Source organism: Photorhabdus kayaii (assembly GCF_025384895.1).
GTDB classification, from domain to species: domain Bacteria; phylum Pseudomonadota; class Gammaproteobacteria; order Enterobacterales; family Enterobacteriaceae; genus Photorhabdus; species Photorhabdus kayaii.
Genome location: NZ_JAJAFZ010000094.1, coordinates 1 through 11641, shown reverse-complemented (window position 1 = coordinate 11641; position 11641 = coordinate 1). Strand labels below are relative to the sequence as shown.

General features: G+C 43.4%; 11 protein-coding genes and 1 pseudogene. All 12 read left to right on the top strand.

Features of this window, described 5'->3' with window-relative positions:
• Window positions 1-96: 96 nt before the first annotated feature.
• Window positions 97-1179 carry a molybdopterin-synthase adenylyltransferase MoeB gene (gene moeB / locus LGZ98_RS21740; protein ID WP_158536566.1) on the top strand — a complete coding sequence of 361 codons (1083 nt, stop codon included), beginning with the start codon at window positions 97-99 and terminating at the stop codon, window positions 1177-1179.
• 18 nt (window positions 1180-1197) lie between these two features.
• Window positions 1198-1458, top strand: coding sequence for a MoaD/ThiS family protein (locus LGZ98_RS21735; protein WP_113042624.1), 261 nt, complete (start codon window positions 1198-1200; stop codon window positions 1456-1458).
• 1 nt (window position 1459) lies between these two features.
• Complete coding sequence (locus LGZ98_RS21730; RefSeq protein ID WP_113042626.1) at window positions 1460-2044, top strand: hypothetical protein; 585 nt, start codon at window positions 1460-1462, stop codon at window positions 2042-2044.
• Window positions 2041-2874: a multinuclear nonheme iron-dependent oxidase gene (locus LGZ98_RS21725; RefSeq protein WP_113042628.1), complete on the top strand. Its 834-nt coding sequence runs from the start codon at window positions 2041-2043 to the stop codon at window positions 2872-2874. The genes LGZ98_RS21730 and LGZ98_RS21725 overlap by 4 nt, the downstream gene beginning before the upstream one ends.
• A 51-nt stretch (window positions 2875-2925) precedes the next feature.
• Window positions 2926-5952 (top strand): carbamoyltransferase C-terminal domain-containing protein, encoded by a 3027-nt coding sequence (locus LGZ98_RS21720; protein ID WP_113042630.1) that lies wholly within the window; start codon window positions 2926-2928, stop codon window positions 5950-5952.
• Window positions 5933-7087 (top strand): YcaO-like family protein, encoded by a 1155-nt coding sequence (locus LGZ98_RS21715; RefSeq protein ID WP_113042631.1) that lies wholly within the window; start codon window positions 5933-5935, stop codon window positions 7085-7087. Before LGZ98_RS21720 ends, LGZ98_RS21715 begins: the two co-directional genes overlap by 20 nt.
• Before the next feature lie 3 nt (window positions 7088-7090).
• Window positions 7091-7756: a TfuA-like protein gene (locus LGZ98_RS21710; RefSeq protein ID WP_113042633.1), complete on the top strand. Its 666-nt coding sequence runs from the start codon at window positions 7091-7093 to the stop codon at window positions 7754-7756.
• 6 nt (window positions 7757-7762) lie between these two features.
• Window positions 7763-9097: an MFS transporter gene (locus tag LGZ98_RS21705; RefSeq protein ID WP_113042634.1), complete on the top strand. Its 1335-nt coding sequence runs from the start codon at window positions 7763-7765 to the stop codon at window positions 9095-9097.
• A 23-nt stretch (window positions 9098-9120) separates the two neighbouring features.
• Window positions 9121-9678: a GNAT family N-acetyltransferase gene (locus LGZ98_RS21700; RefSeq protein ID WP_113042635.1), complete on the top strand. Its 558-nt coding sequence runs from the start codon at window positions 9121-9123 to the stop codon at window positions 9676-9678.
• A gap of 12 nt (window positions 9679-9690) precedes the next feature.
• Window positions 9691-10479 carry an aspartyl/asparaginyl beta-hydroxylase domain-containing protein gene (locus LGZ98_RS21695; protein WP_113042637.1) on the top strand — a complete coding sequence of 263 codons (789 nt, stop codon included), beginning with the start codon at window positions 9691-9693 and terminating at the stop codon, window positions 10477-10479.
• Window positions 10480-10872: 393 nt separating this feature from the next.
• A pseudogene (locus LGZ98_RS24370) lies at window positions 10873-11166 on the top strand (fimbrial biogenesis chaperone); the annotation flags it as partial.
• A 108-nt stretch (window positions 11167-11274) separates the two neighbouring features.
• A partial coding sequence (locus LGZ98_RS24365) for a fimbrial protein (protein ID WP_390904719.1) occupies window positions 11275-11641 on the top strand: 367 nt, incomplete at its 3' end.

Below are 11641 nucleotides of genomic sequence, written 5' to 3'. Positions count from 1 at the left end.
TGTGGCCGCAATGCGGCCACCTTTAAATTATAATTGTCAACAACAATTAAAAAAGTATGGATGAGTTTTCTTTTTTGTCTGGTAGCAGGGTCTCAGATGCGCGATTTAACAGGTGGTATTCAAAGCGTTAAAGCTATATCAGTTGATGAATTAAAAGAACGTGACAGCTTATTGATAGATGTGAGGGAAAGTCATGAGTTTGCTAATGGCACGATCCCTGGAGCGTTAACACTGGGACGTAGTTTTCTAGAGATTGAGCTAAAAAAACGTCAGATTGAACCTGAACAGCCGATTGTTCTTTTTTGTTCTAGTGGGCTTCGTTCGAAATATGCTGTATTGGGCCTGACTGCACTCAATTTCGTTAATGTATATTCTCTTGACGGTGGTTTCGAAGCATGGAAAGCGCAAGGTAATCCTGTTGAACAACTCACAATGTTAAGCGAAACCGAAAAAAACCGATATGCGCGTCATCTCTCCTTAAAAGATGTAGGAACTCGCGGACAGCTGAAAATCATGAAATCTAAAGTGCTGGTTATTGGAGCTGGAGGACTAGGATCGTCTTGCTTGCTTTATCTGGCAGCCGCAGGGGTAGGGGAGATTGCTGTCGTGGATCACGATATTGTCGATTTGGGTAACCTGCAACGGCAAGTCATCCACAATGAAACTATGTTGCAAAAGAAAAAAGTTGAATCAGCCTTACATGCGCTACAAGCGTTAAACTCTAGTATCAAAATAAAAGTCATAGATACTGCTATTAACCCTGAAAACATCAAGATTCTGCTGAAAAGTTATGATATTGTCATAGATTGCACTGATAACTTTAATGCTCGTTATACGATCAACGATGCCGCAGTAAAGGCTAATAAGCCATTGATTTCTGCCGCTGTACAACGGTTTTCCGGTCATGTGATGGCGCGTACTCATCCGCATGCTCCTTGCTACCGTTGTATCTATCCCGAAGCGCCGCCAGCAGCGTTGGCACCCTCTTGTTCAGAGAATGGTGTAGTCGGGGTTATTCCTGGTATTTTGGGGCTATATCAAGCGAATGAAGCGTTAAAAGTCATTCTGAGTATAGGCGATATACTGGATGGAAAGTTGCTGAAACTTGATTTGTTGAATAATAAATATCAATTATTAGAAACGAAAAGACGTCCCGATTGCCTGTGTTATAATCAATAAATAATTGAAGGAATGAATATGATTGAGATATCGTTTCCTGAATCTGTCAGTAGTGGTAAACAGATTAATATCGCAGCCAATAATCTTCATGAAATATTAAAAGAAATGCAGGAGCAATACCCCGATATTTTTTATTTGATTGCGACGTATAAAGGAAATAATTTTAAGGTTAAACCTTTTGTTACGTTGTTTATAAATAATGTTATGTCGGTAGAGAGTAATCCTGTATTAAAGGATGGTGATAGGCTGTCCTTTGACATCGCTATTTCAGGAGGGTGAAATGGACGCGAAGCTATTACAAAAGGCCTACGTGTCGCTATTATATAGCGATCATTATCGTATTGCAGATGCTGAAAAAGAGTATGGTTACATTCATTCCACAATGAACGGTGACAGGATAGTAATTGAACGAGCTGCACGTCGCAGGAATTTACGTACCGTGCTTTATGCAGATATGCATTTTGCTCCACATTTTTTTAGTAAGGATTTTTTCCTTGAGCTTGTCAATCAATACTGTGAATCGGACAGCTTCTGGAACTGGAATAGCAGAACTCTGATTGAGAGTTTTTGCTATTTTGTTTGTAAGCACGCAGGACTAAGAGAAGAAGAGAAAATCCTTTTTCTTATCGATGGTATTTATTCTGGTATTTCTACCGGGATGGAAGATTCACCATGGAGTTCTACGATTTCCAGAACTCATGAAAATACTCTTACAGAAGAGATTGATTGTAATCTCTACTTTATGCTGGCTCAATTAAATACAGCCAACTCTCTCAAAGAAATGAATTTTAAAAATAAATCAGCCAGACTGCGCTTTCATAATGAAAATGGCAAAGTGGCATTATCCTGTCGGGAGGCTGTATGAGTGCACGAGTAGGGTTAGGAATTGATTATACACATAGTTACGGTCATAAATTAACTGAATTATTGCAATTAGCACCAAACGGTATCAGTCATTTGTCTGTCGTGGCCATCCCTAATGAAGACGTTGCATATACATTCCGTAATGCATTTTCCCAGTATCCCATGATTCATCATTTTTCTGGAATGGAGCCTGCTGGCATTGATGGGTTACGCCCTGATGTGCTTGTAAAGCAAAATGCCATTAGTAAGATTCTTAAGGCGGTCTGGTGCTTGGAAGATATCGGTATCTGGAATATCGGGCCTTATAACTTACCTTATTTCGCTGCGCCTGTGCTTTGTGAGCCTGTGCTGGCAATGACGATTGAGGGTGTGAAGAAGATTCAATCTGTTTCCAGTATTCCTTTTTCTGCGGAAATACCTTCTTTCAGTATTGCTGCCGGGGATATGGCTTTAGGTAAATTTTTTCATCGGTTGGTTGATGCGACAGGGTGTAACGTTGTTTTAGATATCAGCCATGTATTTTCATACTCCATTTATTTTGACCAACAGCCAGAGGCTGTACTGACTAGCCTGCCTTTGTCCGCTGTGAATGAAATTCACATTGCCGGAGGGAGTGTACATCCAACTCATTCATGGCGATATCGTGATACACATTCAGAACCAATTGTTGACGATGTTTTCCCACTACTGGAACAAGCACTGGCTCAGTGCCCGAATCTAAAAGCTGTGACATATGAGTTAGGAGTGGGTATTACCCCGGATGTGATTCGTACAGACCTGCGGAATATTGAATATGTTTGCCAGCAAATGGCGTTTACCCCTTCGTTCTGAGTAGACAGACAAACTGGGCTGATAATCAAGCTTTTGCAAATAAGGCAATGTATGAAAAACGACAGGACATCTATTCTTCTTATTGATAGTGCTAAAAGAAATCAGTTGATCAGGCTTAATGATGTTACTCAACAGAATGATTTACATAGCCATACCGCCAAAATTGCGAATGTTTTATCGCAAGTTCCTTTTCCATGGACGATGCAAACCTCTTTGGATTTGATTTCAGCTAGCTATTTGGATGCGTTTGAACAAGGATATTTGGGGTTGCGTGCTCATATACAGGAACGCTTTGGTATTTGCCCGATAGAAGCCCATGCTTATTCTCTGGCCGAAAATGAGTATATGGCTGATCTTCATACGTCATTGTCAACCTTCCACGATAAAACTCTGGCCCCTTATATTTTGGCCTCCGTGGGCCATGATTCTGATCGTCAGCGTTTTCCTGGGTCATGCCGTGAAACTATAGGTGTAGCATTATTACGTCATAATGGTGGTATTCCAGGTATGACACCTTTGGGATGGGGCAATATCGAGTTTCTGGTTAAAGAATGTGATTATTCTACCTACGATGAGCAAGGTATGCTGACCACAACAAAAGGTACCTCTGCTGCGGTAGTCTATCTTGCTAGGTTAGCTGGAAAGCTGCATCTATGGCTAAAAAAAGAGCAAATGACTCATGACCGCCATGCATTACATGCAGCAATGATCTACCTGAGCCAGCCATTTCAGGGGAGCTATCTTTTTGATTATTTCCCAGAGCAAGAGCATATGCCTCAGACATGGGTTGTTCCTTTGGAACGTTCTAGGCAGGCGGAAATACTGCTTACGACGGGGGCATCAGGCGACAATGGTCAAATTGCTCTGGTGGCTTCTTATCAGGGATCCATTGCCCGCCAGACACGCCTGACGGCTATGGTTAACGGACAAGAAATTGTAGGGCAAAGAGGTACATTATTAATATCGGCGCAGTTGTCTGGTAATCAGTCCCTCAGTATCACGGTATACGCTACAGGGCAACTTGATCGCATGACGGTGGCATGTCAGAACATGCTGGCAGTGGAATGCGTAGGCTCGCAACCGGTTGTTGCTCCCGACGATGAGGTCATTGTTGGCATATCTGCAAGCCACGATGCCTCTGCCTGTGTGATGATTAACGGAAAAATTCGCTATGGCATTCAGCTTGAGCGCTTAACCCGAGTTAAACGTGACGGGCACCAATACTTAGATACTACCCTAGCTGTAGATTATTGCTTGGATGCTGCTGGATTGACGCGGGAAGATGTGAACTGTTTTGCCTATAACATTCAATCAGCAACGCCGGAGTATATCGGGCTGAACCAGCCAGTTTGTAGCGCAGATTTCTCGCTGTTTGATCCCTTCTCTCCGGAGGTTGTGGTTGTTAGCCACCACTTGTGTCATGCATTTGCTGCCTGGTCAGGGTCGAGATTTTCCAGAGGAAATATTGTGGTAGTGGATGGTTCAGGTGGCAGCGTGGTGGGTCAGAATGATCTATTGATTTCCGGGCAAGAGTTTTCAGAGTACTTAAATGCCGGGCTTAAGGGACAGAAACCGGAATTGCACGTAGTTTCACATTATGCCTTTCGTGAGGATGGGTATACACTGCTAAACCGTGAATATAGTCCGTCGTTTAATATTCGAGCAGGCAGTTACTCACTGGGTGAGGCTTATGCCTCTGTGAGCCAGCTGGTCTTTAACTCTTGGCATGCTTCCGGCAAATTAATGGGGCTTGCGCCTTATGGTATACCGAAATTTGCTGAAGAAATCGCCATTGAAAGCCCGCAGGGTATCTCTTTTGGCTATACTTGGAAGCAGAAATTTAGCGAAAAAGCACGTAACGTGATGGATTACGCGGATCTGGCTGCCTCGGTACAACTGGTTCTGGAAAAAGGGATCTTATCCCGCTTGGAACATTACTGTATCACGAATAGTGAGCCTTTAGTTATGACAGGAGGGGTCGCTCTGAATTCTGTGGTGAACTACAAAGTGCGTCAGAACTTTCACTTGCGCGATTTCTATTTATTCCCCGCTCAGCATGATGCAGGCATTTCCATCGGTGCTGCTAATGCTGCTTATTATAAAAGGCATGCTCGAATTCTTAGCGACGCTTTTAGTCACGATTATCTGGGGAAAATTTACGGTTATGAAGATATTGCCAGTGCCCTTAATTTATTCGCTGACCGGGTGGTCGTGAAGCCCATTGATACCGTCATGCTGGCCGAACGGTTGTATGCCGGGCAAGTCATTGGCTATTACTCTTGCACTAAAGGGGCTGAATTTGGCCCGCGTGCTTTGGGTGCCCGTTCATTGCTTGCCAGCCCTTGTTCGATGGAAAAATGGAAATTTATCAACCGTTGGGTGAAGTTCCGTGAAGATTTTCGTCCTTTTGCCCCTATGGTTACTGCCGAACACCTGAGCCGTTATTTCGAAGGTGAAGGAGACTATAAATATATGCTTGAAGTGTTGCCTGTTCGCCCTGAATATCGTGAGCAGCTTGCCGCTATTACTCATGTAGACGGCTCAGCACGAGTACAAACGGTATCTGCCAGCGACAATGAAGAAATCTATGCTTTGCTGACTGCATTTGGCGAGCGGTCGGGGTTTCCCATCTTGCTGAATACATCGTTTAATGTGCGTGGACAACCTATCGTAGAACAGCCTCAACAAGCGATCGAAATGTTGCTTTCCACTCATATTGATGCGGTAGTATTCGGTGATTATATCGTTGAGCTATCCACCCCGGAGTTTAACACGGAAACGCTTCCTGGACTGTTGCGCCTGAGCCCAGGTTGTCGGTTAAGTGGTATTCTTGAGAAAAACGAGCTGCGTCACATGCTGAGCCATGAATATCAAGGTAGCAATCAGGTCATTACTGCTTCGTTATATCAAGCTCTTCTACGCTTGGTTAGGCAATCGTCTCTAGCGGATACCCAAGCCATATATGATGAGTTAAGCCCCCTGCTCAGAAAAAACATAATGAACTACGTTCGACTGAAGTTTCTGAATATTGCCTGTGATTTTACTGAGAAATCTGAGCATGCAAAACTCTTTCACTGAAGCAGGATTGCGCCGCTACTCGACCCAAGAGGCGCTGAAATTAGCCTTACCAATGCGTAAAAAACTGGGGATCTCGCGCCTGGCTTCTGTTGGCGAATTTGTAGATATTGCCGGAGTCAGTGTAGTAAATGCTGTTCGAACCACATTAAAAAAAGGGCAAATATCAACCACCCAAGGGAAAGGGCGTAGCCTATGTGTCGCTACCTGTAGTGCATTAATGGAGGCCTATGAGCGTCACTGTGCTTGCTGGTGTGATGACCTTATCATCCGTCACGATGCTCAACATGATGACCGGCTCATACTAAGGCTGCTAGGGTTTGATCCGGAATGTGACATCGAAGACTGGGTACCGGGATATGAGTTACAAACCGGGAAAAAGGTCTTGTTACCGGCTGTAGAAGTACAGTTTCCTTATCACGGATCGGATGCACAGCGGGTGAATATACGCGCACATACTTCAGGACTAGCGTGTGGCGGTATCTTAGAGGAAGCTATCTGTTTCGCTATTCTGGAATCCTTTGAACGTAATATTATCTCCCAATTTTACCAGAACTGTTTGTCGAGTATTTGTGCAGATATTATCGATCCGGAAAGCATCAACCATCCGCCGACAAAAACCTTATGGCTGAATCTGTTTGATAAAGGATATGAAAGTTTCGCCTTACGTATTCACGGGGCGATACCGACCTATTATGTGGCTTTATACGATCCTACCAGTATGGGGCCGAAATTTATGATTGCAGGTTTCGCCTCTGGATTCACTGAAACGCAAGCGCTGGATGCCGCTTTAATGGAGGCTGTTCAGGGGCTAGTGGTCAGTTTGCAGGCGTCACGAGAAGATTTGAGTCGTCATCAGAAGAAGTACAACGATAAAAGCTTTTTTAATCATTCACGTTTTTACATGTTGCGTGAATTATTCCACAAACATTATGAAACGGTAAGTATGCCGCTGGCGCAGGATGCCCCAGCAACACTTGCCTCTGCTACCAGACTTTTAACCAGAAAACTGGCGGAAAAAGGGAATGAACACGTTTATATCATAGACTTATCTCTGCCTGAGGTGCCTTTTCATACGGTGAAAGCTGTTATTCCAGGGTTATTTGACTGGCACGTCAATCCGAGAAGGAGACAATAAATCGTGTTATTTGCTCGTAAACAAAAGCCAGTTGTGTTTGGTGGTCCCTCCTTGCTCCGTGACCCACGTTATGACTCAATAATTGAGTTTCGCCCGCCAGTCCAAGCGGGTGACTTACTGGCTCTGTTGGGGAGTGGTAGGCCTGTTCTGATCACGGATGGCCTTTTTGGTAGCAATATGTCGATTACCGTAGTGGAGTGCCTAGATTTTATCAAAGCAGGGGGAATACTACTTGGCAGTTCCAGTATGGGGGCATTGCGTGCCGCAGATTGCTATAGTCAAGGAATGGTAGGGATAGGACAAGTATTTCAGGGATATCTGTTCGGATATTACCACTCTGATGCAGATGTGGCCTTGCGATATCATATGGGGAGTTATCAGGAGATCACCCTTTCTTACGTGCATATAGAACATATTGCTTGCTATCTAATGATAGGGGGGCAGATAAGCGCACTACAAAAACGCCAGATGATGGCTCTGATACGGCGAATCATTTGGTATGAACGTTACATTGATCTGGTTATTAACGCCATGCTTAAGGTTGCTCCGTATTTAGACGTAGCGAAGTTACGTTCTTTATTTAAAGACGATGCTATGCACCCTAAAAAACAAGATTCCAAGTTAGCAATCGATTATTTAGTGAAATTTTATTTGGCAAGATGTGAGTAATAAGTAATGAAAAATCAGAATTGGTTAAAAAATATTGGCTACCTGGATAGTACATTTCGTGCAATGCAATCAACATCAAACCAAATGAGTCATTTATTGGTTGGGGCTTTGGGAGGCATGTTTGGTGCTGCAGTCTCATTACGTGTTTCCATCGCATTTTACTCATCTCTCTTCTTGGAGATTCCTTCCGGATTGCTGGCTGATCGGTTAGGTCATTTTAAAAGTGTTGCCTTAGGAAGTTGGTTTACTACTATTGCTCTGCTCGCACTGTATTGCTCGCTTGCAACTACAGATAATATCGATGCGCAAATTGCACTGCTTATATTCAGCTCTTTTTTAAGCGCCATAGGGATGGCTTTGATTTCTGGTGCTTATCAGGCGATGTTACAGGATCTGATTGATTACCAAATCGTTAAACATGGTGAAGAACATACTTTACGCACCAAGGCAATCCTGCTTTCTCAACGGTACGGCAAAGAAATAGTTTCTATCGTTCCGGTTCTTTTTTTACTGGTTTTGTTAGTGCTTTACCGAATGATCGGACATGCTGAAACCATGTTATTTATTCCGGCTGCGATGTTTATTTGCCTTGGAATATGGCTATGGCGTTTTCCTCAAATGAATGGTATGCATGATCATCACGCAAAACAGGGCATACATATCGCGCGTAAAAGCATGTTGCGTCATTTTATTACGCATCTGCGTGGGTTATCTCATTCCCAATGGCTGACTTTACTGAAACTTTCTGTGGTAATCATTTTCCTGAATTTTTCCATGGTTCATGTTCACACTTATCTCATGGTTTCTGAATTCAGGGAATACAATATCATGGAAGTTAAAATGATTTACCTAGTCCCTCTGTTTTTGTTTATTGCATCGTTTGATGTGGCTCACTATGTTAAGGGTATGATAGTCCCACGTGTAGCAGCAAAATTCTCAGATAATTCGATGATTATAATTTCTTTCGTCAGCCTGATGCTACTCTCGGTGTTTTGCTACCTTCTTTACCTCTATGTTAATGGTATTTTCGCATTGATCCTATACGTCCTGTTTTTTAGGGCTACCGTCACTATTGGTCAGGACGTAGCGATCAGTAATTTTCTTGCTCGTTTACCAGAGGAGATTCGAGCACTTTCTCTGAGCCTTGTGATGAGTACTGTGATTGTGTTATATGGGGCATATTCTGTTTATTTAACCTTTACTGGTACTGGTGCCGAACCAGCGCAATATGTCTTGCTGGAAATAGCTGCTATTGCATTGATAGGGGGAATTTTTGCGTTTTACCTGAAAATTGCTCCACAAACAGATACCAAACATTCTGAGTTGCAACCTCTTAATTAAACCACTGTAAGGAATGATGTGTCATGCAAGCAGGCAAAATAAGACTTTTCTCCACAGCCAGAACTGACGTTTATGTTCTGACCGAAGACTTTGCTCCAGCACTGGAGTTTTTTTTACTCAAAAACAAAGACAACTTTGCACCGTATGAACCTTTGCGTTCTCCAGAGTTCTACACACGCAAAAATATTACACAGCGTATTGCTGATGTATGGCCAGATTATCAGGCTAAAAAATGTTTGCTGCTGGTGTTTACCCTCACAGGCAAAGATGAGGTGGTAGGAAGTGTCAATTTCACTAATTTCGTATATGGGGTTTTTCAGGCCGGTTATTTGGGTTTTTCTCTTGATCTACACCATGAAGGTCAGGGACTGATGTCAGAAGTAATAGCAGCAGCATTACCTTGGATACGCCAGCACTATGGACTTCATCGTATTATGGCAAACCATCTGCCGGACAATGAGCGCAGTAAAAAAACACTCTCTAGGCTGGGGTTCATGCAGGAGGGTTTTGCCCGTTCTTATCTAAAAATTAATGGTAAATGGCAAGATCATGTCCTTAATTCGTACGTGTTTGAAAACTAAGGAGGTAGATCAGTGAGCCTTCATACAACACAACATTATTTAAAGCAAGCGCTGTCAGAATTGGTTGTTCAAACGCGTGAGCTTTATGGGTCGGGTACAACAACACGACTTGAAAAATTTTTTTCTGGGTTGACTGGCGAGCAGCAGAATAAACCGAAACATTCTCAACAGAAACCGCGCTTGATGTTTTTTCCAGATATGAACAATGGGCCATGGATTGAAGCAGATAGCACAGATGTGACATCGCAAGTCGCGACACTGCTTGAAGAACATTATCATACAATCAAGTCGGAGTTCATGGCAGCAGCAGAGCTCTTAACAAGTTATACTTCGCGCACTCTTTTCAAAAACCTTGGTGATAATGACTGGTCATCTATTTCATTGTGGAGCAGGGGAAAATTTAGTGATAAAGCCATTCACTTTCCTCAACTGCAAGAGGTGATTACTCAGCTTGAAGGCAAACTCTTTCCTTGGCGTGGTGAGATTTCTTTCATGAGGCTGAAAGCCGGTAGCTATTTACCGGAACATTATGACTGGACCAATGTACAGATCACCTGCCATCTCGGTATCAATATCCCTGAATACTGTAGTTTGGTGGTTGCGGGTGAGGAACGTCATTGGGAAGAAGGTAAGGCTATCTTTTTCGATCACAGTTTTTTGCATAGTGCTTATAACCACTCGGAACGTGACAGGGATATTTTGCTGATTAATTTATTACACCCTGAACTTACTCCAGCTGAAGTTTATGCTGTCACAGAACTGGGTATTGTTCTGGCTAATGTATCAGAAAGACAAAAATAATCTTTTATGGTTTTAGCATTTGCTGAGGAACCAAAGGCGGCGCTTACTTTCAGCTTGTTAACAACACTGGTAATGCTGCAATTGTCGACCATGCGGTTGGCCTAACGATAAATGATAAGCCTGTGCCACGAGGCACTGCAATTAACCTAAAAGATCCCCAATATAGTCCCAGAGTAGCAGGTGATAACGCTATCACGCTAAAGGTGGAATTGGACAGGGAGGGCCAATTCTTACTTACTACCTATCCTAATAAGGCTATTTTATTTGCCATTTTGAACCTGGGCAGTGCTCACTGTTCATTGATAAGAATGGCCTGCAACAATTACGCCTATTGAGATAGGCACTTACGCAATACCAAACCAGACATTTTCAGGTGAGTCAGTGAAAAGATTGATGACAGCAATGATAGTGACCGGTCTGTTAGGTTGCCCGGTTACTTCCGCGCAGGCGGAAGGGGTGGGGATCAATACTACCCGCATTATCTATCCAGCGGATAGCCGCGCGACAACCGCCTCAGTGAGCAATACTAGTAAAGAGGTGGTCTATTTAATACAGGCGACAATCAGCTCTACTTCTGCGGGAGACAAAACCGCCCCATTTCTGGTGACGCCTCCCCTGTTTCGTATGGAACCAGACAGCCAGAATCAGGTGCGCATCGTCAAAACTGGTCCGTCGCTGCCTATCGACCGGGAATCGCTGTTCTGGTTTACGGCGAAGGTCATTCCGTTAAGCTCTGAATCCGATAATCGCTCCCAGCGGAATGTCTCCGGCGGAATACCAGTGAAAGGAAACTTAATGAAATATTTAAAATTATTCGTGTTGCGTGTTGGTTTTATGGTTATTGCTGCCACGGTTTATGGTCATCAAGGGGTACAGGCTGAGGATAATATGCGTTTTCACGGTGCATTGGTTAAAGAACCTTGCACGATTAATCCGGGTGATGAAGATATCCAGCTCGATTTTGCAACAATGTCTGAAAAATATTTGTATCTGCATGGTAGGACCCATAGCGAACCTTTTCTGCTCAGATTATCTGGTTGCGATATGAGTGTGGGCAAATCGATTAAACTGACATTCAGTGGCATGGAAAATACGCAATTGCAGGGCTTATTAGCGTTAAGTGCTGGGAGCCAAGCCGCTGGGATTGCCATTGGTATAGAAA

What these genes read in the sequence shown, in the direction of transcription:
- LGZ98_RS21720 (WP_113042630.1), top strand. Translation starts at nt 2,926, where the DNA reads ATGAAAAACGACAGGACATCTATTCTTCTTATTGATAGTGCTAAAAGA.
- LGZ98_RS21715 (WP_113042631.1), top strand. Translation starts at nt 5,933, where the DNA reads ATGCAAAACTCTTTCACTGAAGCAGGATTGCGCCGCTACTCGACCCAA.
- LGZ98_RS21725 (WP_113042628.1), top strand. Translation starts at nt 2,041, where the DNA reads ATGAGTGCACGAGTAGGGTTAGGAATTGATTATACACATAGTTACGGT.
- moeB (WP_158536566.1), top strand. Translation starts at nt 97, where the DNA reads ATGCGCGATTTAACAGGTGGTATTCAAAGCGTTAAAGCTATATCAGTT.
- LGZ98_RS21735 (WP_113042624.1), top strand. Translation starts at nt 1,198, where the DNA reads ATGATTGAGATATCGTTTCCTGAATCTGTCAGTAGTGGTAAACAGATT.
- LGZ98_RS21700 (WP_113042635.1), top strand. Translation starts at nt 9,121, where the DNA reads ATGCAAGCAGGCAAAATAAGACTTTTCTCCACAGCCAGAACTGACGTT.
- LGZ98_RS21705 (WP_113042634.1), top strand. Translation starts at nt 7,763, where the DNA reads ATGAAAAATCAGAATTGGTTAAAAAATATTGGCTACCTGGATAGTACA.
- LGZ98_RS21730 (WP_113042626.1), top strand. Translation starts at nt 1,460, where the DNA reads ATGGACGCGAAGCTATTACAAAAGGCCTACGTGTCGCTATTATATAGC.